General features: G+C 30.4%; 26 protein-coding genes. 4 read left to right on the forward strand and 22 right to left on the reverse strand.

Translation table 11 applies throughout. From position 1 onward, the window contains the following. Positions 1 to 65: 65 nt before the first annotated feature. Together prfA and pyrF are read left to right on the forward strand one after the other, a co-directional pair. The gene (gene prfA, locus KLA_RS12875) at positions 66 to 1,142 is read left to right on the forward strand and encodes a peptide chain release factor 1 (protein ID WP_013619971.1); all 1,077 of its coding nucleotides are present in this window, start codon (positions 66 to 68) and stop codon (positions 1,140 to 1,142) included. Positions 1,143 to 1,272: 130 nt separating this feature from the next. Then, positions 1,273 to 2,094, forward strand: a complete 822-nt coding sequence (pyrF, locus tag KLA_RS12880) for an orotidine-5'-phosphate decarboxylase (protein ID WP_034646294.1) — start codon at positions 1,273 to 1,275, stop codon at positions 2,092 to 2,094. On the opposite strand, the gene KLA_RS12885 is transcribed toward pyrF, so the two are convergent. Further along, the gene (locus tag KLA_RS12885; protein WP_034646295.1) at positions 2,086 to 2,280 is read right to left on the reverse strand and encodes a hypothetical protein; all 195 of its coding nucleotides are present in this window, start codon (positions 2,278 to 2,280) and stop codon (positions 2,086 to 2,088) included. The genes pyrF and KLA_RS12885 overlap by 9 nt on opposite strands. Positions 2,281 to 2,479: 199 nt before the next feature. Between KLA_RS12885 and KLA_RS12890 the strand changes: the two genes are divergently transcribed. Then, positions 2,480 to 3,259, forward strand: coding sequence for an alpha/beta fold hydrolase (locus KLA_RS12890; RefSeq protein ID WP_034646296.1), 780 nt, complete (start codon positions 2,480 to 2,482; stop codon positions 3,257 to 3,259). 217 nt (positions 3,260 to 3,476) lie between these two features. Here the strand turns inward: KLA_RS12890 and KLA_RS12895 are convergent, their stop codons facing one another. The 19 genes from KLA_RS12895 to KLA_RS12985 form a co-directional block, all read right to left on the reverse strand. Beyond that, entirely contained in the window at positions 3,477 to 4,181 is a 705-nt protein-coding gene (locus KLA_RS12895) for a DUF4197 domain-containing protein (protein WP_013619967.1), read from the reverse strand. A gap of 94 nt (positions 4,182 to 4,275) precedes the next feature. Then, positions 4,276 to 4,878, reverse strand: coding sequence for a short chain dehydrogenase (locus KLA_RS12900; RefSeq protein ID WP_013619966.1), 603 nt, complete (start codon positions 4,876 to 4,878; stop codon positions 4,276 to 4,278). A 32-nt stretch (positions 4,879 to 4,910) separates the two neighbouring features. Further along, complete coding sequence (locus tag KLA_RS12905; RefSeq protein ID WP_013619965.1) at positions 4,911 to 5,159, reverse strand: hypothetical protein; 249 nt, start codon at positions 5,157 to 5,159, stop codon at positions 4,911 to 4,913. A 43-nt stretch (positions 5,160 to 5,202) separates the two neighbouring features. Further along, on the reverse strand, positions 5,203 to 5,505 hold the full coding sequence (locus tag KLA_RS12910; protein WP_013619964.1) for an ArsR/SmtB family transcription factor: 303 nt from the start codon (positions 5,503 to 5,505) through the stop codon (positions 5,203 to 5,205). 61 nt (positions 5,506 to 5,566) lie between these two features. Further along, positions 5,567 to 6,457 carry a hypothetical protein gene (locus tag KLA_RS12915; RefSeq protein ID WP_034646297.1) on the reverse strand — a complete coding sequence of 297 codons (891 nt, stop codon included), beginning with the start codon at positions 6,455 to 6,457 and terminating at the stop codon, positions 5,567 to 5,569. Between the two features lie 51 nt (positions 6,458 to 6,508). After that, the gene (locus tag KLA_RS12920; protein ID WP_013619962.1) at positions 6,509 to 8,767 is read right to left on the reverse strand and encodes an FUSC family protein; all 2,259 of its coding nucleotides are present in this window, start codon (positions 8,765 to 8,767) and stop codon (positions 6,509 to 6,511) included. 85 nt (positions 8,768 to 8,852) lie between these two features. Beyond that, on the reverse strand, positions 8,853 to 9,617 hold the full coding sequence (locus KLA_RS12925) for an aspartate/glutamate racemase family protein (RefSeq protein ID WP_013619961.1): 765 nt from the start codon (positions 9,615 to 9,617) through the stop codon (positions 8,853 to 8,855). A gap of 59 nt (positions 9,618 to 9,676) precedes the next feature. Next, entirely contained in the window at positions 9,677 to 10,345 is a 669-nt protein-coding gene (locus KLA_RS12930) for a haloacid dehalogenase type II (protein WP_034646298.1), read from the reverse strand. 6 nt (positions 10,346 to 10,351) lie between these two features. Then, positions 10,352 to 11,431 carry an L-dopachrome tautomerase-related protein gene (locus KLA_RS12935; protein ID WP_034646299.1) on the reverse strand — a complete coding sequence of 360 codons (1,080 nt, stop codon included), beginning with the start codon at positions 11,429 to 11,431 and terminating at the stop codon, positions 10,352 to 10,354. A gap of 3 nt (positions 11,432 to 11,434) precedes the next feature. Beyond that, positions 11,435 to 12,079, reverse strand: a complete 645-nt coding sequence (locus KLA_RS12940; protein ID WP_034646300.1) for a DsbA family oxidoreductase — start codon at positions 12,077 to 12,079, stop codon at positions 11,435 to 11,437. 3 nt (positions 12,080 to 12,082) lie between these two features. After that, complete coding sequence (locus tag KLA_RS12945; RefSeq protein WP_034646301.1) at positions 12,083 to 12,397, reverse strand: EthD family reductase; 315 nt, start codon at positions 12,395 to 12,397, stop codon at positions 12,083 to 12,085. A gap of 191 nt (positions 12,398 to 12,588) precedes the next feature. Next, complete coding sequence (locus tag KLA_RS12950) at positions 12,589 to 13,140, reverse strand: carboxymuconolactone decarboxylase family protein (RefSeq protein WP_034646302.1); 552 nt, start codon at positions 13,138 to 13,140, stop codon at positions 12,589 to 12,591. Between the two features lie 77 nt (positions 13,141 to 13,217). Further along, positions 13,218 to 13,781 (reverse strand): TetR/AcrR family transcriptional regulator, encoded by a 564-nt coding sequence (locus tag KLA_RS12955; RefSeq protein ID WP_034646303.1) that lies wholly within the window; start codon positions 13,779 to 13,781, stop codon positions 13,218 to 13,220. A 213-nt stretch (positions 13,782 to 13,994) separates the two neighbouring features. Next, positions 13,995 to 14,831: a phosphatase PAP2 family protein gene (locus tag KLA_RS12960; RefSeq protein ID WP_034646304.1), complete on the reverse strand. Its 837-nt coding sequence runs from the start codon at positions 14,829 to 14,831 to the stop codon at positions 13,995 to 13,997. 162 nt (positions 14,832 to 14,993) lie between these two features. Beyond that, positions 14,994 to 15,515: a GNAT family N-acetyltransferase gene (locus KLA_RS12965; protein ID WP_034646305.1), complete on the reverse strand. Its 522-nt coding sequence runs from the start codon at positions 15,513 to 15,515 to the stop codon at positions 14,994 to 14,996. Positions 15,516 to 15,530: 15 nt separating this feature from the next. Further along, complete coding sequence (locus tag KLA_RS12970) at positions 15,531 to 16,508, reverse strand: glycosyl transferase family 90 (protein WP_034646306.1); 978 nt, start codon at positions 16,506 to 16,508, stop codon at positions 15,531 to 15,533. Between the two features lie 173 nt (positions 16,509 to 16,681). After that, positions 16,682 to 17,149 (reverse strand): hypothetical protein, encoded by a 468-nt coding sequence (locus tag KLA_RS12975; RefSeq protein WP_034646307.1) that lies wholly within the window; start codon positions 17,147 to 17,149, stop codon positions 16,682 to 16,684. Beyond that, on the reverse strand, positions 17,150 to 17,893 hold the full coding sequence (locus tag KLA_RS12980) for a YoaK family protein (protein ID WP_034646308.1): 744 nt from the start codon (positions 17,891 to 17,893) through the stop codon (positions 17,150 to 17,152). 161 nt (positions 17,894 to 18,054) lie between these two features. Then, positions 18,055 to 18,567: a VOC family protein gene (locus KLA_RS12985; RefSeq protein ID WP_034646309.1), complete on the reverse strand. Its 513-nt coding sequence runs from the start codon at positions 18,565 to 18,567 to the stop codon at positions 18,055 to 18,057. Between the two features lie 157 nt (positions 18,568 to 18,724). Between KLA_RS12985 and KLA_RS12990 the strand changes: the two genes are divergently transcribed. Then, entirely contained in the window at positions 18,725 to 19,009 is a 285-nt protein-coding gene (locus KLA_RS12990) for a winged helix-turn-helix transcriptional regulator (protein WP_051456107.1), read from the forward strand. A 9-nt stretch (positions 19,010 to 19,018) separates the two neighbouring features. On the opposite strand, the gene KLA_RS12995 is transcribed toward KLA_RS12990, so the two are convergent. Both KLA_RS12995 and KLA_RS13000 read right to left on the reverse strand, forming a co-directional pair. After that, positions 19,019 to 19,537 (reverse strand): NUDIX hydrolase, encoded by a 519-nt coding sequence (locus tag KLA_RS12995; RefSeq protein WP_034646311.1) that lies wholly within the window; start codon positions 19,535 to 19,537, stop codon positions 19,019 to 19,021. Between the two features lie 91 nt (positions 19,538 to 19,628). After that, a complete protein-coding gene (locus KLA_RS13000; RefSeq protein WP_034646312.1) occupies positions 19,629 to 20,660 on the reverse strand; it encodes a serine hydrolase domain-containing protein in 1,032 nt (343 codons plus the stop codon). Positions 20,661 to 20,719: the final 59 nt, after the last annotated feature.

A 20,719-nucleotide genomic window follows, 5' to 3' on the forward strand; every position in this document is an offset into this window, starting at 1 on the left:
ATAGTTTTGTTGTTTATAAATCTTTAAAAATATCGTAAATTCGCAGTCCAAGCGAAGCACGGATTATGATTGACAAATTAAATATAGTAAAACAACGTTTTGATGAGGTATCGGATTTAATTATCCAGCCAGATATTATATCAGATCAAAAACGCTATGTAGAGCTCAACAGAGAATACAAAGATCTTAAGAAGTTATGTGACAAAAGAGAACTTTATCTTGAGTTTACAAACAATATAGAAGAAGCTAACGAAATTATAGCAGACGGAAGTGATGCTGAAATGGTAGAAATGGCCAAAATGCAGCTTGAAGAAGCTAAAGCAGGTTTACCACCGTTAGAAGAAGAAATTAAACTATTGCTTATACCAAAAGATCCAGAAGATTCTAAAAATGTTGTGGTAGAGGTTAGGGCAGGTACTGGTGGAGATGAAGCTAGTATTTTTGCAGGAGATTTGTTTAGAATGTACACTAAGTACTGTGAGTCTAAAGGTTGGAAAACCAATGTTATAGATTTAAGTGATGGTACCAGTGGTGGTTATAAAGAAATTCAGTTTGAAGTTACCGGTGATGAGGTTTACGGTACATTAAAGTTTGAAGCTGGTGTACACCGTGTACAGCGTGTGCCACAAACCGAAACTCAAGGTAGAGTACACACAAGTGCAGCAACAGTAATGGTATTGCCTGAAGCTGAAGATTTTGATGTGCAAATAGATCCTAAAGATGTACGTATAGATTTCTTTTGTTCATCTGGTCCAGGTGGGCAGTCTGTAAACACAACATATTCTGCCGTACGTTTAACACACGTGCCAACAGGTTTAGTAGCACAATGTCAAGATCAAAAATCACAACATAAAAACAAAGAAAAAGCATTTAGAGTATTGCGTTCTAGATTGTATGATTTAGAATTGGCTAAAAAGCAAGAAGAAGATGCGGCTAAACGTAACTCACAGGTGAGTAGTGGAGACCGTTCTGCAAAAATTAGAACCTACAACTATCCGCAGGGTAGAGTTACAGATCATAGAATTGGTTTAACACTTTATGATTTGCAGAATATTATAAATGGTGATATTCAAAAAATTATTGATGAATTAAGACTAGTTGAAAATACAGAGAAACTAAAAGAAGCATCTGAAATTTTCTAGTAAAACATAATTCTAAAAACAAGAAGAGATTTTGTACGTTGATATATTGATGAATGAAGAAGTTCAGATTCAAAAAAAATCAATTACAAAATCTTTTTTTATACACTAAAGTCAAAAAAATAATACACAAATGACAACAGAGCAGTTAGTAGCGCAAATACATAAAAAGAAATCTTTTTTATGTATAGGGTTAGATGTAGACTTAGCTAAAATTCCTGAACACTTATTACAAGAGGAAGACCCTATTTTTACTTTTAACAAACAAATTATAGACGCTACACACCATTTATGTGTAGCTTACAAACCTAATACCGCTTTTTATGAAGCATATGGTATAAAAGGTTGGATGGCTTTAGAAAAAACAATTAAATATCTGAACACTAATTATCCAGAAATTTTTACAATTGCAGATGCTAAACGCGGAGATATTGGTAATACGTCTACAATGTATGCTAAAGCATTTTTTGAGGATTTAGCGTTTGATTCTGTTACTATTGCACCATATATGGGTAAAGACTCTGTAGAGCCTTTTTTAGCCTTTAAAAACAAACATACCATACTTTTGGCCTTAACATCTAATGCTGGTGCTTTTGATTACCAAACAAAGCTTGTAGACGGTAAAGAGTTGTATAAGCAAATTTTAGAGACCTCTAAAGCATATAAAGGAGCAGAAAATTTAATGTATGTTGTAGGAGCAACTAAAGCAGAATATTTATCAGAAATAAGACAAATAATACCAGAGAGTTTTTTACTTGTGCCAGGAGTAGGGGCACAAGGAGGTAACCTTGCTGATGTTTGTAAATATGGGATGAGTAGTAACGTAGGTTTACTTATAAACTCATCTAGAGGTATAATATATGCTGGCGCCGATTTAAATTTTGCCGATAGCGCAGCAGAAAAAGCATTAGAGTTACAACAGCAAATGCAGATAGAGTTAGAAAAACTAAGCTAGTTTTTCTAACGTTTTTCTAGTTTTAGAAGCTTTTACTTGTAAAAACTCAGCTAACTTAGTATTACTATTTCCTATTTGTGCAGCCATCTCAATAAAAGAGTTATATCTGCGTTCTAATAGAGAAACCATATTTTTTTCGTTAGTTAAAGGAGTAGTAGCACCTACTTTGCAATATTGATTTTTCATAGCTAATGTTTTGTTCTTTACAAAGATACGTTTCAATTAGCAGTTTTGGTTCACTAGAAATGGGGTGTATGGCTAATATATTGGTAATTTATCTTTTTTTTAACTTTAATTGCTTAAAATCCTAACATTGTGATACAGACAATACATATAATTCATATTTTTACGCACTTATTACATCATCAATCAATACAGAAATATATTGCTTAATTACACAACTTATAGGCACAAAACTTCAAAAAAATGGGTTACGTTTATACACGGAGCAGGAGGTAGTTCTTCAATCTGGTTTAAACAAGTAAGAGCATTTAAAAGCGAGTTTAATATTTTACTAATAGATCTAAGAGGTCACGGAGGATCTAAACATAGTTTTAAAGATGTGTATGATAAAAAATACACCTTTAATTTTTTAACTGAAGATATTGTACAAGTTTTAGAATTTGAAAAAGTTGAAAAATCACATTTTATTGGTATTTCTTTAGGAACCATTTTAATTAGAAACCTTGCTGAAAATTACCCAGAAAAGGTAGAGAGTATGGTTTTAGGCGGAGCTATTTTAAAATTAAACTTTAGATCACAGGTTTTAATGCGTTTAGGAACCATTTTTAAATCTGTAGTACCTTATTTATGGTTGTACAAGTTTTTTGCTTTTGTAATTATGCCAAATAAGAACCACAAAGAATCTAGATCTCTTTTTGTGCGTGAAGCAAAGAAATTGTACCAAAAAGAGTTTATACGTTGGTTTAAGTTAACTGCTGATATAAACCCATTATTGCGTTTTTTTAGAACTAAAGATATTAAGATACCTGCTTTGTATATTATGGGGCAAGAAGATTATATGTTTTTACCCTCTATAAAAAAAGTTGTACAACAGCATACAGCTTCAGAATTGGTAGTTATAGAAGATTGCGGACACGTTGTAAATGTAGAGCAGCCAGATGTTTTTAACGAAAAAGTAATAAACTATATAGCATCGTTTTAAATACAAACTACTGTAAAAAATAAAAACCGGTGCTCCCACCGGTTTTAAACTAACTAACTCAAAAAAATACTAACTCAATTTTTTTACAAAAATCGAAAATTTTGTAATATCCACGGTTAACTAAACATTAATAATAAGTTAGATAACGCGTTTCATATTTACATAACGTCCTTATTTTTAGATTATTGTAAAATTGTAATAAAAATTAGTAATATTTTTAATCTTGTAGGGCAAATACTTTTTTAAGAAGATCTGTAGACCTAGAAGATACCTTGTTTCTTATTTCTTTTTCTTCAACAGCAATCATTGTAAAAACACCTTCTAAAGCCTGTTGTGTAACGTAATCTGTTAAATCTGGATTTACAGGTTGTACCAATGGTATGTTGTTGTATTTAGTAATTAATTGTGTCCAAATTTTATCTGCACCAACTTTAGAAAAAGAGTTTTTAATTACAGGATTAAATTTATTGTATAGTGCAGTTTCTGTATTTGCAGTTAAATATTGTGTAGCGGCATTATCTGCACCAACTAAAATATTTTTAGCATCTGTAAAACTCATATTTGTTATAGCATTAACAAAAATAGGAGTAGCCTCACCAACAGCATCTTCTGCAGCTCTGTTAATAGCTTTTAAACCTTCATCTGCTAAGTTGCCTAACCCAATTTTACGTAAAGTGTTGTCTACTTTCTGTAATTCTTCTGGTAGTAATATTTTTACCAGTTCATTTTTATAATAGCCATCTTTTAGGGTAAGTTTGCTAACTTGTTTTTGTACGCCTTGGTTAAGTGCTGCGGTTAAGCCATTTGCAATTTCTTGGTTGCTTAAAACGGCACCACTTTGCGGTAATTGATTTACTACTTGTTGCAACTCTGCACAACTAACTAAGTTAAATAAAACAATTACCAATAGTAATTTTTTCATAATGTAATGGTTTGTGTTTATAAAATACCTTATTAGGTACTGCAAAAGTAGTAAAAGCCCCGAGTTTTTAAGCGTATTTAATTTTTTTTTAACCTTAATTATATAATCTTATTATTTCTCCGTTGCGTTTGCCTTTTACGCTTCTAACATAAGCGCCAATAAGCCTGTTCATTGATATTGGCATATTTCCTGGAAAAAAATCTTTATACTTTTCATATGCATCCTCTACAACATTAGCAGACACGGCATTAACTCTTATTCCGTTTTCTATTTCTAATGCAACGGCCATAACAAAACTATGTATAGCCCCATTAACCATTGCAGCACTAGTAGTTTTAGCTACAGGATCATCTGCTAAAATACCAGTAGTTAAAGTTATAGATCCATTTGTGGTTAAATAATCCTTGCCAATACGTACCAGGTTTACTTGTCCCATTAATTTACTATTTAGGCCTATATGGTAGTCTTCTTCAGTTAAATTATTAAAAGTGTCCCATTTGGCTTCGCCGGCAATAGATATAATTGCATTGAGTTTACCAGTTTTAGCAAACATTTTTTTTATAGATGTGCTATCTGCTATGTCTACTGTTAGATCTCCACTTGTTCTTCCTGCAACAAGTACTTCAGCTTCATTTTTAAAGTGGGCTGTTACTTTTTTTCCTATGGTACCATTACCACCAATAATTAAAATTTTCATATCAATATATTTTATAGTTAAACGTATAAGTTTTAAATGGTTTTTCTTCTATTTCGGTTTTTATAAATGGTTAATGTGGCAATTATACTCCACAATAAATTGGTTACAAAAGGCGGAATAGCATTGTAGTAATAGCAATTTATGGCAATAAATAGTCCGCCAATTAGGTTAAGGTATTTACCGTAATTTAAAAACTTTTTGTTTTCAATAAGTGTAAAGCCATATGCTATTATAATAAAAGCAGATCCAGACCAACCCAAAATATCAATAAGTGTTTTCATATTGTTACATCTAAATATGTCTATATATAAAGTAAAAAAAATACTAACTTATAAAACTAGTATACTCTTTAATAATTTTTTCGTTTCGTTTAAAATAAGACCATTTTCCGTGTTTGGTAACCACAAGCAATCCGCATTTTTCCATATTAGTTAAATAGGTAGAAATGGTAGATTGAGAAAGTCCAGATTTTTCTTGAATATATGTAACACAAACTCCATCATTAAAATGTTTTAAAGTTTCGTGTGGCGGAAAATTAGCTTCAGGTTTTTTTAACCACTCCATAATTTGAACTCTGGTTTGGTTAGATAAACATTTTCCTATTTCTGTTGCTAATTTAATATTCATACTTCAAATATATCTATAATTCTAGATATATAAAAACGTAAAAATCATATTAACTTATAATTTAACAAATAGGTTCCCAATAATTTGCGTGAAGTAGAAAATTTTTAAAATTAATAGCTTTTGGTTTATCGCCTTTTTCTTTTATAAAAAAGGAACCCTTTTCTTTGTTCCATCCTAAAATTATGTAGCTATGTTCTATAGTTAAATAAGTGTTGTAAATATTTTTTAGCTCGGTAAAAATAGCAGACAACTCCTTAGTACTACTAAAAGCTTTATTAGTAATGCTAGTTTTAATAACCTTTAAATCCTTTGGAGAAATACTATCTATAGCTCCAGAAATTAAATAAGTTATAGTTTCATTATTTTCAATACCAGTTACAATTTTTTTTATGTCAGATATAGATTTTGGTTCTGCTTTGTTTTGGCTGTAGCTATATACCCAAGCGCTTTTTTGTTTGGCGTTTAACCCAAAAGGAATAAGCTCTGGAGTTACTTTAGTATCTGTGCCCTTAATAGGAATAGTAAAATTAAGGTAAAAAGCAGGGTTTTTTAAAAAAGGAATTATTTGTGTTGATGAAAAAGAATTAAAGCCAAAACCTTTTGGTAATACTTCATTTAACTCTTGGTTTATTTTTACATTTTTGGTCCAACTGCAATCATTTTCATTAGTCTGTAGTAAAGTATAGTTGTTTTTATCATCTTTGTAAGCAGCAACTTTTGCACTACAATAACAACCACAAGTAGGGTATGTACCACAAACTTCTAGATATCCATTTTTGTTATCCTCTATAATTTCTAAATTATTTTTATCTTTTTCATCTAAGTCATTAAAATTTGAAAAACAGCTTTCTACGTTCTCCCAAAGCAATTTTTTTAACTCATTATTTTCTTGCGCCAAAATAGCATTAGAGAATAGTATAACGCAGCATATACTGAAAACAATTTTTTTCATATATCAATGTTTTGTGATTGTAATTTATTTAAAAATAGCAAATTAAAATCACTATTTAAAAACGTCTGTATATTTAGCTGTTACCTTGCTTAGATTTTCTGATAAGGTTTTAAGCCACACTAATTGGTTAGATATTAGGTGAGATTCTTGTAAATTTAGCAAAGTATCTTCATCAATTTCTGTTTTACCTGCCTCAATATCTTTATCTCTGGCCAAAGCTAAAGCATCAAAATCTTTTAATAGTTTTTGTTGCGCTTTGTTTACATGATGTTCTTCTTCATCTGCAGTAAAATTCACCTGCTCTAAAGTTAATGCAGAGTTTTTTAAAGAGTTATTAATGCTAAACACAATAATATCAAACTCTTTAGATGCAGGAGTAGTTTTATGGTTTAAAATATAGCTGCCTATAGATGCTATTGCAGATAACATTGTGTGGTTTAAGGTAACAATATCATAAATTAAAACAGATTGTTTTTGTTTAGATTTTGGGTCTTGAGTTAATCGTTGAAAAGCCGCATTTAAGTTGCTCATTGCTAAAAAGGCTTCTTTTCTATAAACTTTATATTCTAAAGAATTGTGTTCTTTATCATGATAGAGTTTTTTAGTGGCTTCCAAATAATCTCTATTACTAAGGATAACTTTTAATATAACAGTATCTAAATTTTTATACTCCCAACTAGGAAAAATAATATAGTTAGCAAATACTGCTATACCTGCACCAATAACGGTATCTATTACCCTATACTGAATTACAGAAAAAGCATTAGGATCTAATAATGCATATACAAAAACAATATTAAGAGTAATAAAAGCAGCGCCAGCTTTGTAACTTTGCTGTATTAATGAAAAAGCAAAGGTTAAAGATAGTACAGCCAAAACCATATAAACAATAGTGTTTTGTGTAATAAGTACTATTATAGTGGCAATTACGGCGCCAATAATAGTACCTATAATACGGTTTTTAGAGCGCTCTTTGGTTAAACCATAATTAGGTCTCATAATTACTATTATGGTAAGCACAATCCAATAGGCATTTTTAATATCTAAAATACTACCAATTACAAACCCAAAAATAATAGCTAATGATAATCTTAGTGCGTGCCTAAGCATAGGCGATTTTAAGCTAAAGTGTTGTAAAAGAATATTAAACTTATATTCCTGTAGCGTTAAAAACTGTTTAGATTCTTGTGTTTTTAGTAAAACTTTTGATACATTTTCTGAATTATTTAAAACACGTCTAATAGCTTTAATTTCGGCTAAAAGTTGTTTTTGGTAATCATGCAAGTTGCGCAATGTAATAGCACCATCTCTTGCTTTTGGTAGTTTTACTTCTTCTATATAAGCATTAATAGATTTGTTACATTCTTTAAGTGTTTTATTGAGTAAAGAAATATCTGGTAATTCTCCTTTTTTTAGTAATAATTCTGATAAAGCAATAAGGTGGTTACCCATTACTTTATTCATTTTTTTAAACGATTTTAGATGGTGTTTTTGTAGCTCAAAAAGAGAATCTATTTTAGAATAATCTAAATTATTGGCTAAAGCGAGCTCAAAAATATCTACCAGAGAAATAAAAATAAGTAGTCTTTTTTCATTAGATAAAGACCTACCAGAACGCTTACGATCCTTTAATAGTAATTCCCTTAGTGTTTCGTGTTTATCGCTTATTTGCGTTTGTATAACCAAGGCTTTGGTAGAAAACTTATCTCTTTTAGCAGGTTTGGTTAAAATTTTAGCTCTAATTTTTAAATACTTTCCAGTAAGCGCAGAGGTGTCAGACAATAGTTGGTCTACATCTTTTTTAGGAGAAATCCATCCAGAGACTAATGAAACAACCAAATACCATAAGCCACCAACACCTAGTAAACCTATATGTTGCCAAATTTCTGTAATCTCTGTTTTTTTAACAGCCAAGCCAAGTACAATAGCTAATAAGCCAGAGAAAGAAACCAAAGAGGCTCTAAACCCATAGGCAGAAATTAAAGCTATTAAAAAGCTTAAAATAGCAATGGCTATAAGTAATAAGGTAAAAACTGGTTTGGTAAAAAGGATTACAGTAGTTACAATTAAGGTTAATGCAATACCAATTAAAATACCATTTATTTTTCGTTTTAGGCTGCCAGGAACATCACTTGGTGCATTTAAAAAAGCACCTAAAACTATAGAAGGAGCATACTCTATTTGTCCTATTAAATAAAAAAAAGCTAAAGGTATAACAACAGATATTGTAAGTACAATACCTCTATAAAAGCTAGACCCTTTTAAAAAGAGCTCTATAGTTTTTAAATATGTAGTAATTTTTTTTTGCATTGTTGGCAAAGATAGGCTAATTGTTTTTTAGCTATTTTGCCCTTAATGTTAATTAAAATGCAATTAATTATTAGGTTTTAGACACTTAATATATAGCTGTTTTTGAAGCTTCAGTTTTTTTAGACTCCCTAATTAATGCACTAGCTAAAACTGTTGTAGCATCTATAATTAAACTATCTTCTATTTTTTCAGACTGTATGGCAAGCGGAATTTCTGTGCATCCTAAAATTACAGCCTGCGCACCTTTTCTAGACAAGTATGTTGCTGCCATACTAAGGTTTTCTTTTGCTTTTTGATTAACAGGATTAGAAAAAGCTTTAATACCATAGTTGGCATCATATATAGAAGGATGAACAAACAAATTTTGAATATCTTCTGAAGGTTGAATAACTTCTATATTATACTTGGCCAAAACATCTGGATATACTTTTGCCAAAATAGTACCTGTTGTACCTAAAACTCCAACCCTTGTAATTTCTGGGTGTTTTGTAGCTATATATAAGCCAACTTCTTCAATAAGGTTAACAAGTATGCAAGACTCTGGTATGCTTTTTTCTATTAAATTAAAAATTGGTTTAGCATGAGCAGTGTTACAAGGAATTGCTATAATATTAGAACCACTAGCTATTAATGTTGCTATAATTTCTGATATGGCTATACCAGGATTAACATCTGTTTCTCCTAATAAATATTTAGTGCGATCTATTATTTTATGAGGTACAGATAACATAGAAACAGGTAAATGTTCTTGGTCTGATTTTGCCTCTGTAAGGTCATAAACCTTTTTAATTAAGTCTATGCCTGCATAACTACCAACACCACCTACTATACCAATTGTTTTATTTATCATAGCCAAAAAATTAAGGGTGTAAAATAACAGTAAAATTTAATGAGTTTGTTCTAAAAAAACTATAAATTTTTAACTAATTCTGTTAAGTTGTGTATTGTAGTAGTAGGCTCTATTCCCCAAGGATCCATAATAGCATCTGGTGTACGTTGTACCCAAGCAGAGTGCATACCAAACATTTTAGAACCAATAACATCAAAATTATTACTAGATATTAACCAGCTTTCTTCCTTTTTAGCATTAGTACTTTCTAAAAAATAGTCATATACAATAGGACTAGGTTTAAACATTTTTACATTTTCACCACTAATTACGTCTTCAAAATAATTAAAAATACTAGCTGTTTTAAGCAGTTTAGTAACGGCTTCTTTACTGCCGTTAGAAAAAGCAAATAACCTGTGTCCTGCAGTTTTTAAATCTTCCAATGCATCTTTAACATCATCAAAGGCAGGTAACACAGTGTATTCATTTAAAAGAGCCTCTTTTTGCTCACAGCTTAAAGTAACATTAAACTTTTTGCAAGCAAAATTTAAGGCATTGTCTGTACATATTGAAAAATCTGTGTACTTATCCATTAAACCTCTTCTAAATGAATACTCTAATTGCTTATCTCGCCAAGTATCCATAAATGGTTTAGCGGTATCTTTCCCTAATAGTTTTTCTAAAGATACAAGTACAGAAGAGGTATTTATTAGTGTACCATATACATCAAAAGCTAAGGTATATTTCATATTTTTTTATTTAGGTAGTTTAATTTTATAAACTGTAAAATTCATTGCAGATATATCTGCACTAACTTCATTAATTCTAGAGTTGGTATAGTATAAATAGTTGTTGTAAATACTAAATGTATCTGCCCATTTTACAGCGTCTCCTTCTAGTAAAATATATGTGCTGCCATCTGGTTTACGGTACATAATTTTATCATTTTCTAAATCTGCATAGTATAGGTAGCCTTTATTGTCAAAAATCATTCCGTCTGGAGCACTAGTTTTAGCTTCAAAAGTGACTTCTTTTTCTAAAGCAATACTATCTTTTAACGTTAAAGCAGCAGTTGGTATGCTATACAAACTATAACCAGTAAGTGCGTGGTAGTATAACTTATCATTTTTTGTGTCTAATGCAATACCATCAGAATGTACAGTATTTGTCCATTTTTTAGAGTTAAAGGTCAAAAAATCTACTTCTGCTTTTGTAGAAGAATGATTGTCTAAAACTCTGGTAAACTTTTCTGTTTTTAAATCTAAAATTACCAAGCCCGAATTGCCGGAGTCTGTAAAGTATATTTTATTTTTTTTATGATCTACTCTTAAATCATTAATATAGGAGTTAGGGTGATAAGTGCCATTATTTAAAATATAAGCGTGTTCTAAGTTTTTGGTTTTTATATTAAACACAAATACTCTTGGCGCATCTAAAACCTCTTGAAAAAGTGGACTTCTAGTATCTAAAACGTATAAAAAATCATTAGAAGCAACAACAGATTGCACGCCTACAAATTTGTTAGGAGAAACAGGATCTCCAATTTTCCAAGAATTCCATTCTTTGTTTGGAAAAGGGGAGTGGTTGTTTCCACTAATTTCCACTACAGAATTGGTAACACCTTTTCTCCATCTGGGAAAGTTTACAAAAATACGCCCCTTGTTACTTACCGTAACACCAGTAACTTGTTGTCCTTTAAAAGAGGCAACTTTAATAGGTGTATTGGCAGTAGTGTTGGTTGTGTTTAATAAACTATCATTGGTGGTATTAGATTTTTTTTCTTTACAGGATATAAATAAAATACAAATTACAATTATGTAGCTTAGTTTTTTCATTGCTTAAGATTCTAATAACTCAGTTAATACTTGTTTATAAACAGCTACAGGTTGCGCACCTGTTAATGCACTTTTACGGTTAAAAACTACGGTAGGTACAGAGTTTACACCTAGACTTTTCCAATAATCTTCATCAGACTTAACCTTAGTTCTTTTGTCTTGGCTGTCTAATAAAGCAAAAGCTTCACTGGTATTTAGGCCAACAGTCTCTAGCTCTTGTTTAAGAATGTCCCTGTTAGAAACATCTTTGCGTTCGCCAAAAAAGGCATTCATTAAACGCATTTTTAATTGTGTTTGCTTTCCGTTTTCTTTAGCATATTCTAACAATACGTGTGCATCAAAAGTATTTGCCATACGCATTCCCTTAAAATAATCAAATTTAAACCCAAGTTCAGCTCCAAAATCTGTCATACGTTCTTGTGACTCTTGTTGCTGTTCTGGAGTAGAGCCATATTTTTCTGTAATATGCTCTTCTAAATCCTGACCATTAGTAGGCATATTAGGATTTAATTGAAAAGGTTGCCATTCTAGTTCTATCTTATCTTGAATACCCATTTCTGTAATAGCCTGTTCTAAGCGTTTGTATCCAATGGCACACCAAGGGCAAACAACATCAGAAACAACATCAATCTTTATTTTATCACCCATAATTTAAAATGTAATTAGTTCGCTAATTTGCAACTCTCCTTGTACGTTACTATAATTTACTACGTCTGCAGCAAATGTTTTAGCGTGTGGTGTAAAAGAAGCCTGAAAAGATTCAATATCATTAAATTTTAAGTGAGCAATAGCCACATAAGGTGCAGGTTCTCCGGGAACTCTACTTGCCATACCTAGGTCTAATTCTAGCCCTTTTAGAGCATCTCCTAGCGCATTTACAACCATTGGTAAATGTTTTGTTTTGTAATAGTTGGCATTAAACTCTACGTCTTTGCCATTTGGGTACATTACAGATACTTTTATCATAACTTTTTATTTATTTTAAACACCAAAACAGTGTCACACATAAAATTACAAATTGTAAATATGTGTGCATACTTATTTGTGTTTTCTTTAAGTTTTATTATTGATAAAAAATAACCTTCCGCAGGGGAAACGGAAGGTTAAATGTCGCTATCTTCTTCATTCTAAAAAAAACAACATATTGCGACAATTTTTTATTTTTTAGACCAAGCAAATTTTTGGAAAGCTTCATCTACAGGTGTATTAGCAATGTGGTTTGTGTAATTACTAATTACTTTTTGAGATAAACCTAAAATTATTTCTAAAACATGCTGTTCTCCATAACCAGCAGCATAAAAAGCATCTAACTCTTCTTTAGAAACATTACCACGATTTTTAACAATAGCTAAAGTCATTGTACGCAAAGCTTCTAATTTTGCATCTTCTAACGGAGTTTCATCACGTAAGGCATCAATAATTGCATCATCAACCTTCATCATTTTAGCAATACCTGTATGTGCAGGAACACAGTAATGACAAGCGTGTTCTACATTAATTGCTTGCCATACAACAGTTAGCTCAGCTTCGTTAAAAGAAGTCTGAGTAAATAACTCATGCAATGTTTGGTAAGCTTCTAAAATTTGTGGAGAACTAGCTAATACCCCGTGTAAACCAGGTATCATACCATACGCTTTTTTAGATTTTTCTAGTAATGGTTTTGCAGCTTCTGGTGCAGACTCAATGTTGTGTACTTTTAAAGTTGTCATAATTTTAATTTTTATGTTATTAATTTTTGTTTGAATTTAAAACTAAGCAGTTGCTTAGTTATATTGTAAAAAAAATGTTACAGGTTTGTAAATGTAACTTCTATTATATTATTTAATTGCTCTTTAGTAAACACTTTAGATGCTATAGACAAGCCTAAAATTGCATTCATTAAATAATCTGCTTGTTGTTGTACTAAGGTGTTACTCTTTTTGTCGTCTTGTTTTAAATTGCTTACAAATAAATCTCTAATTTCATTGGCAAACTTTTTAAGCTCTATTATTACCTCAGGTTCTTCCTCTTCTTTAACCTCATTTACTGTATTGGTTACAAGGCATCCTTTGCGTAGTTTTCCTTCGCTTGAAAACTCAATAAAATCATAAAAATATTGCTTAATGCCAACAATACCGTTGTTAGATGCTTTAAGTTTATCTTTAATAGTATTAATTTGTTTTTTGTAGTATTTAACGCTTTCTAAAAACACTCCTTGTTTGTTTTTAAAACTAGAGTAGATAGAGAATTGGTTTATACCCATTTCTTTTTCTAACATACGAACAGTAGTAGACTCATAGCCATTACGCCAAAAAAGGCCCATAGCTTTTTTTATTACTTCTTCTTCGTTATATTGTTTTTTACGTGCCATTATTAATATAACTACAATGCAAAGCTAAGCAGTTGCTTTGATATAAAAAACTATTTAAGATTATTTAACACATTTACTAAATAAACAGTTACATAATTCTGCTTACTAACCATCATATATAGGCTTTACAATAGTAAGCTTACTATACAAGACAGCTGTTTACAGTTAAATTTAATATGCGTAAAACAGGTTAATAAGAAAAAAGTAATATTTTTAAAAAGTACCAACAATACCAATTTGACTACCAGAAAATTTTAAATTCCAGGTAACTAGTTTTGGTTTAATAGGGTAGTCGTACAACTTTTCTTTAAACAAAAATTTATCTATACCATCTACAACAAAAATGCTAAATGCAGCACCAAAGGCAACATCACTTAACCAATGAGATCCGTTTACCATTCTAGATATTGCAGGCAAACTACCAACAGAGTAAATACCAACTTTTGCCCAAGTATTGTTTACCTGTTTAGCAATAGAATGTGCTACCGTCATCCCCAAAACTGTATGTCCGGACGGAAAAGAAAAGTATTCTTCTGTACCCTCAAAAGGTTTAAAAGTATATGGATCTTTACCAGAATATGGCCTTGCGCGCCCAAAGGCAGAACGCGCCATAATTTGTAAATACCCAGCAGTAATAGATGAAGAAATAATTAAAACACCTGTTTTACGTATTTGTTCATTTTTAGTAAATAAGCCAACACCGTAAACACCTGCATTTAACGCAAAATAGTATTGTGGCTTAGCAAAGTAAAAACCAAATTCTTTTACAGCGTGTGGTAAGTGTTGTTCTTGATTTATAAAAAAGTCACTAGTTTGCCTGTCTGCAGTTGCAATTATAGCAGTACCAACAAATAGGCTTCCAAACTTAGCAAAGTCCTTTCCTTTCCAATGTAATGGTCTAGTTACAGAGTGTTTTATACCACGCCATGATGAGTTGGCATCATACTTAAAAGTTTTCCAGATAGTGGTACTATCTGTAGGTTTGTTTAGTTGCTGAGCAGAACCAGTAAATGAACATAAAAGTAACAATAGTATAAAACCTAAACGCATAACTTGTGGTTTTTGTAATAGTTAATAATACTAATTTATGCTTTAAAATTACCTTAGTAATCTGCTGTATTAGTATAGAATTAGCCGGCGAAATTAGCACTATATATTTATAGAAACAATGTAATTTATCTAATTTATTAAGTTTAGAGGCTTTTTAAACGCTTAATTGTTACTTATTTTAAAAAGTAACAACACTTCATCATCATTAGGTAAGGTTGTGGTTCCTGTTAATTTAAAACCTAATTTTACCAGTAAATTTTGAGAATTGATATTATCTTTAGTGGTAATAGCACTAATTTCTTTTAAATTAAATGTAGAAAAAGCAGTATGTTTTAGAGCATTGGTAGCTTCATAAGCATACCCTTTTTTTTCATATTCTGCTAAAAAGGCAAAACCTATATCTATACCCTCTAAACCGTCTCTGTTATACAAACCACAAGAGCCAATTTTAACGTTGTCTTCCCTTCTAATAACGGTATAGTTAGAGAAGCCCAATTGGTAAAGCTGAGGTAGCATTTTCTCTTTTATATACGTTTTAGCATCAGAAATATTGGTTACGTTTCGGTTACCAATGTATTGTAACCACTTAGGAGAATTTAAAAGTTGAAAAATAAATTCAGCATCTTCTTCTGTAGTAGGTTTAATGTATAACCTGTCTGTTTCAAATGCCTTATAATTTTTCATCTTTTAGCAACTGCTTTAGTACTGATTGGTTTTTTCAAAATATTTATTCATAACAAGAAGAGATATTAAATCTTCTCTCTTTTTGTTTTTAAATTTTTGAACATATTCATTAGCATTTTTTACAATTTCTTGTGCCTTATCTGGGTTATCTATATAAAATTGTAGTCTTTCTTCTAAATCAGAAAAATCTTCTTTTATAGCAACATAATGGTAATCTGGTATAAGAGTACCTTCCATAAACCAAGTCTCAAATTTAGCTTTAGGCATAACAGCTAATGAGCCAGAAGACATTACCCATTTTAAATTACTAGCAACATCATTACCCTCTAGACACAGAATAAATTTGTAGTGAAGTTTTTCAGAAATAGTCATTCTATTCACTTTCCATTTCTCTATAATTTTATGAGTATTTACCATACCAATATCACACATAGGATGATTAAAATACATTTCTAAAAATTTAATTCTATGGGGCTGTGATTTAAAAATTTGACCACGACTAACTAATATATTCTTCTTTTTAGCAAAAGGTACTTTATCTTTTTTAACAAACATAAAGTGTCTAACCTTATTCCATTTTAATAAAATAGAGTTTTGGTTAGTATTACTAACAGGTCTACTTTTAACAAAAGCGGGTTCTTTATATACCTTTGTTATATCACCAAATAAAAAATGGGCTTTTAAAGACTGTTTAAAATATCTCCCATATTCATACACATCAAAAAAATATTCTTTAGAACCTTTTTTTAGCTCTAACTCATCAAATCTTTTTGCTTCTTCAGATAAATTAAAAGGAGTATCTAACTTATTGTAATAGTTTACTCTAGTATTAATTTCTTCAATTTCATCTTTACTTAGGCTATTAATACTATTCAGTTTTTTTTGTAACTTTTTCTGATAAAAACTTACAGGCATAAGCTGTCTTAAATAGTTTTTTCCGTAGTATTTTATTTTACTATTCTTGTGTTTGTAAGACAACCTTTTTAATTCCATTAGTTTAATTTTAATTTAAGATTTAACTTAATGTTACTATTAGTAACCAATAAATTATTTTACAAATATAAAAGACTAGTTTTATATGAAGTTATAATTTGAAGTAAACCATAAAGAAACTTTTTTGGCTATTTAAAATACAGTAAATATGCTTTACATAGCATATAGTTTTATTAATATAACTCAACTTTAGAAATACTACCATTTTTTACTGCTATACTTATTGTAGGATACTCTTGGTTTTGTTTAGACTCTAGGTTTAGCTCAAAATCTAGACCTTTATCGTTATTTGTGTATATAGCAGCAAGAAAAAACTCATTTTTCCAGTTTTTTAACTCTTGTTTTTTTAAAAAATCTTGGTTGCTTATTTTATTTTCAATTTTAAGTAAGTAGTCGTTTTTCCAGTTTTTAAGTAAATCGGATATAAAATTTAATTGGTTAGGGTAGGGGCTAGTATTATTTCCGTTTATAAAAATAGATGTCACACAATCAGCGCTATCATTGTAATATAAATTAGTTTTTCCAATCCAGTAATAAGTTTTAGAAGTATTGTTACCCTTTATTCTTTGACTAACAAATTCACCTAAATAAGGATGATTAAAAACTTTTTTACTGCCAAATATGTAACTGATTAAACCCATTTAATTTTTAAGTTTCTTTTGATTATACTTTCTTTTTCTTTTAATTAATTTGTATCTAAAATCGTCATAAAACAAACTAATTAATAAAATAACAGCAGCAATACTAAGTGTATTTAATCTAAAATTCAATTTAGAAAAAAAGAAACCACCAATGAGTCCGCCTCCAAAAAAGAATAAAATAATGTAGACTCTTAGTTTAATAGTAGATTTTAGGTTTTGTTTATGTGGAGCAGATTTTATAAAAAACAACTGAGAAATTTCTATTCCCAAATCTGTAAAAAGTCCTGTTAAATGTGTGGTCCTAACTATGGCATTAGATATTTTGGTAACATATGAGTTTTGTAAACCCATTGCAAATAGTAATAAGCAGGCAATAGCATTGGGGTGTTTTATTGCTATAAAGTTGCTAAAAAGCGCAATAGAAATTAAAATTACAGATTCTATGACCGTAGGAATAACAAAAACATTTAGTTTTTTATTTGCTCTGTACTTTTCAATAAGAAAACTAGATGTAAAGGAGCCAAACAAAAACGAGAAAATATATAAAAAGTAAATAGTTCCTTTCCAAAAATCAAAATTAGTAAGGTCATATATAAAAAGCGCAAAATGTCCGGTAACATTTGTTGTTAGTTGCTTAAATTCTAAAAAACCAGAAACATTTACCATACCAGCAACTAATGATAGTACTGTTGCAATTTGTAAATTGTGTTTAAAAGTTCTGTTTTTGTTCTGGTGTCTTAACATCAAATTTTATTTAGTGAACTACAGTAGTAAATAGTGTTAAAACAAACTATTTTGAGCCACTAAATTACTAAATACAGACAGTATAACATCATTATAAACATAAAAAAGCAAAGAGCCTAAATAACTAGTTCTTTGCTTGTTACAGCATATTTTTATAATATTTATTTGGCATACGCTCCAGAGGAGTAAGTTAACTCATAGCTATGGGTATATATTTCAAAAACAATTCCAAAAGGGTCTTCTACATAACACATCTTAAAAGGTTTGTCTTCTGGGTAATATTCCCTAACAGGCATTCTTTGTTTACCACCGTTTGCTACAATTTTAGCAATTAGTTCTTCAATATTTGGATCTTGAATACAAAAGTGAAATAAACCAGTATTAAAAGGATTAAATTCTGGAGCTTCTTTAATTCCGTGTGGGAAAGAAAACAATTCTACACCAATGCCGTCAGATGTTGCTAAGTGAGCAATCTCAAACTCTGTCCAATCCTCACCAAAAACATCTATGCACATTTGCCCAATAGCTGTTTCTGCTTCTTTTTTTACTTTTGATGGAGGCATAATTATGTACCAACCCATTACATTAGAGTAAAATTCTACAGCTTTGTGAATGTCAGGAACAGTAATTCCTATATGTGAAAATGATTTAGGATAATCTTTGTTATTTTTCATAAGTTCTAAATTAGACCGCAAAATTAAATTATATTTGCCTTGTTGGCAATAACTTACTAAAAAGTAATATAGTTACCTAAAAGAGTAAATTGCTGATTTTTAATATAATAAAATTTTAATTTTGAATAAAGAAATTAGCTGTCCGTTAAATTATACAATGAATTTAATAGGAACAAAGTGGAAACCATTAATCCTTTTTCATTTACTAGATGAAGATTTAAGGTCTGGTATACTACAAAAGAAAATTTCTGGTATCTCTAACAAAATGTTTACACAAACAGTAAGGGAATTAGAGAAAGATGAATTAGTTTTTAGAAAGATATACCCAGTAGTACCGCCAAAGGTAGAATACGGATTAACACCCAGAGGAAAATCTTTAGAGCAAATTTTAAGGAGTTTAGACCAATGGGGTTTAAAAGATTATACTAAAATAAAAGAGTAGAGGCAATCACTAAATTAACTGTGCAGCAATGTGCTTTAGTAAAAAAGTTTCTCGTTCTATAGACATTCCTTTTTTGTCACTAGTAGCCATAGTTTTTTCATTGTGTTTAATAGCATCAAAAATGTTAACCCATTTGGCAGACATACCATTTTTTATTTCGTAAGATTCCATTTTGGAAACTCCCAATACCTCATTTACAGAGCAAGTGTAGCAGTAAGATATCACATGCTGAATATCAAACTCTGGTTTGTGCCAAGGTCTGTATTCCTCATAAACACCAAATGGCTTAATATCTGTAATGTCTTTGGCTCCAGTTTCTTCAACAAGCTCACGTATCATACCATTTACGTAGTCCTCATCCTTATCTAAACCACCACCAGGCAAACTATAATCCTCATACCTTTCTGTGTAAAGTAGTAAAATATTAGCTCCTTTAATAGCAATACTTCTGGTAGCAAGTCTGGTAAAAACAGATTTGTTTTCTAGTGTTTTAACATCTGGGTGGTAATGCGTTTTTAAAATTTGCATATAGTAACTTCTGTTTTTAGCAAAGGTAAGGCAACGTACCGTTTAGTTTAGGTGTTTAAATGTAAATACGTTTTCTTTATTTTTAATAGGACTATTTACCATTATTTTGTTCAATAATTTTTATAATTCTGTTGTATGATATTTCAGATAAGTTCCAGTTGTAGCCACTAAAATCTGTAGTATTGGTAAACTGCACAACAACAGCGTCTATATTTTTATGGTACTCTGCAATACTTTGGTAGCCAGGTATAAGGCCGGTATGGTTGTACTTGTATATTGAAGCGTAAATTTCATTTTCATTACCAGTAAATAAGCTACCATTATTTAAAGCACGTAAAAATATACCAACATCTTCTGCAGTAGCAATCATAGAGCCATAATTTGTGGTTTTTATGTCCTTTTGTATACCAACGTAATAACCACTCATTAAGTTATCTAAGTTAATATCTTTAATAGAGTTATAAGTGTTTGTAACACCTAACGGATCTAAAATAACTTGCTTTATATAATTAAATTTTGATTGTTTAGATGCTTTTTCTATAAGCAAAGAAAGTAGCAAATAATTGGTATTGCTATACTCGTAATCTGTATTGGGTTTAAAGTTAGCAGGTAAACCTTTTATTAACTCAAGAGCTTCTTGAGCATTTTGTGTGGGGTTGTTCCAAAAATTAGGAGTATTAGTATAATTAGGGATGCCACTGCGGTGTTGTACCATCATTTTTACAGTAATTTTATCTGCATACTCAATTTTGCCATTAAGCTCAGGAAAATAATAAGCTAAGCTTTTGTTTAGGTCTAGTTTATTTTGTCCAATAAGTTTGGTAATGGCAACAGCAGTGTACAATTTATCTATGCTAGCAATTTTAAATAAAGCATTTGGTTTAGCAGCAATTTTTTGTTCTTTATTATGCCAACCATTGGCATAAAAAGCAGGCGGTTTACCAGCAACATCTACGTATAGTATAACACCATCAAAACCATAATTAATAGTTTGGTTTAGTTGCTGCTGTATAGTATTTGGTATAGGTTTAAGCCAAGCGGTTACAATAGGCCAAGGCACATAAAATAAAGACACTACTGTAGAGACAAGCAGTAGTGCTCTAAAAATATTTTTTTTGCTCATTGGTATACCTCTTTAAATGTGAGTAAACAACCAGTATATAATTTTAGCAATTAGTAATG

Origin of the sequence: Cellulophaga geojensis KL-A, assembly GCF_000568425.1 — a bacterium.
GTDB classification, from domain to species: domain Bacteria; phylum Bacteroidota; class Bacteroidia; order Flavobacteriales; family Flavobacteriaceae; genus Cellulophaga; species Cellulophaga lytica.

Excerpts from the sequence above, each read along its gene's own strand:
- KLA_RS12940 (WP_034646300.1), bottom strand. The coding sequence starts at position 12,079 with ATGGGTGATAAAATAAAGATTGATGTTGTTTCTGATGTTGTTTGCCCT.
- KLA_RS12910 (WP_013619964.1), bottom strand. The coding sequence starts at position 5,505 with ATGAATATTAAATTAGCAACAGAAATAGGAAAATGTTTATCTAACCAA.
- pyrF (WP_034646294.1), top strand. The coding sequence starts at position 1,273 with ATGACAACAGAGCAGTTAGTAGCGCAAATACATAAAAAGAAATCTTTT.
- KLA_RS12885 (WP_034646295.1), bottom strand. The coding sequence starts at position 2,280 with ATGAAAAATCAATATTGCAAAGTAGGTGCTACTACTCCTTTAACTAAC.
- KLA_RS12995 (WP_034646311.1), bottom strand. The coding sequence starts at position 19,537 with ATGCAAATTTTAAAAACGCATTACCACCCAGATGTTAAAACACTAGAA.
- KLA_RS12970 (WP_034646306.1), bottom strand. The coding sequence starts at position 16,508 with ATGGAATTAAAAAGGTTGTCTTACAAACACAAGAATAGTAAAATAAAA.
- KLA_RS12975 (WP_034646307.1), bottom strand. The coding sequence starts at position 17,149 with ATGGGTTTAATCAGTTACATATTTGGCAGTAAAAAAGTTTTTAATCAT.
- prfA (WP_013619971.1), top strand. The coding sequence starts at position 66 with ATGATTGACAAATTAAATATAGTAAAACAACGTTTTGATGAGGTATCG.
- KLA_RS12915 (WP_034646297.1), bottom strand. The coding sequence starts at position 6,457 with ATGAAAAAAATTGTTTTCAGTATATGCTGCGTTATACTATTCTCTAAT.
- KLA_RS12945 (WP_034646301.1), bottom strand. The coding sequence starts at position 12,397 with ATGATAAAAGTATCTGTAATGTACCCAAATGGCAAAGACGTAGAGTTT.
- KLA_RS12930 (WP_034646298.1), bottom strand. The coding sequence starts at position 10,345 with ATGAAATATACCTTAGCTTTTGATGTATATGGTACACTAATAAATACC.
- KLA_RS12950 (WP_034646302.1), bottom strand. The coding sequence starts at position 13,140 with ATGACAACTTTAAAAGTACACAACATTGAGTCTGCACCAGAAGCTGCA.
- KLA_RS12965 (WP_034646305.1), bottom strand. The coding sequence starts at position 15,515 with ATGAAAAATTATAAGGCATTTGAAACAGACAGGTTATACATTAAACCT.
- KLA_RS12895 (WP_013619967.1), bottom strand. The coding sequence starts at position 4,181 with ATGAAAAAATTACTATTGGTAATTGTTTTATTTAACTTAGTTAGTTGT.
- KLA_RS12925 (WP_013619961.1), bottom strand. The coding sequence starts at position 9,617 with ATGATAAATAAAACAATTGGTATAGTAGGTGGTGTTGGTAGTTATGCA.
- KLA_RS12985 (WP_034646309.1), bottom strand. The coding sequence starts at position 18,567 with ATGAAAAATAACAAAGATTATCCTAAATCATTTTCACATATAGGAATT.
- KLA_RS12905 (WP_013619965.1), bottom strand. The coding sequence starts at position 5,159 with ATGAAAACACTTATTGATATTTTGGGTTGGTCTGGATCTGCTTTTATT.
- KLA_RS13000 (WP_034646312.1), bottom strand. The coding sequence starts at position 20,660 with ATGAGCAAAAAAAATATTTTTAGAGCACTACTGCTTGTCTCTACAGTA.
- KLA_RS12900 (WP_013619966.1), bottom strand. The coding sequence starts at position 4,878 with ATGAAAATTTTAATTATTGGTGGTAATGGTACCATAGGAAAAAAAGTA.
- KLA_RS12960 (WP_034646304.1), bottom strand. The coding sequence starts at position 14,831 with ATGCGTTTAGGTTTTATACTATTGTTACTTTTATGTTCATTTACTGGT.
- KLA_RS12990 (WP_051456107.1), top strand. The coding sequence starts at position 18,725 with ATGAATTTAATAGGAACAAAGTGGAAACCATTAATCCTTTTTCATTTA.
- KLA_RS12980 (WP_034646308.1), bottom strand. The coding sequence starts at position 17,893 with ATGTTAAGACACCAGAACAAAAACAGAACTTTTAAACACAATTTACAA.
- KLA_RS12955 (WP_034646303.1), bottom strand. The coding sequence starts at position 13,781 with ATGGCACGTAAAAAACAATATAACGAAGAAGAAGTAATAAAAAAAGCT.
- KLA_RS12920 (WP_013619962.1), bottom strand. The coding sequence starts at position 8,767 with ATGCAAAAAAAAATTACTACATATTTAAAAACTATAGAGCTCTTTTTA.
- KLA_RS12935 (WP_034646299.1), bottom strand. The coding sequence starts at position 11,431 with ATGAAAAAACTAAGCTACATAATTGTAATTTGTATTTTATTTATATCC.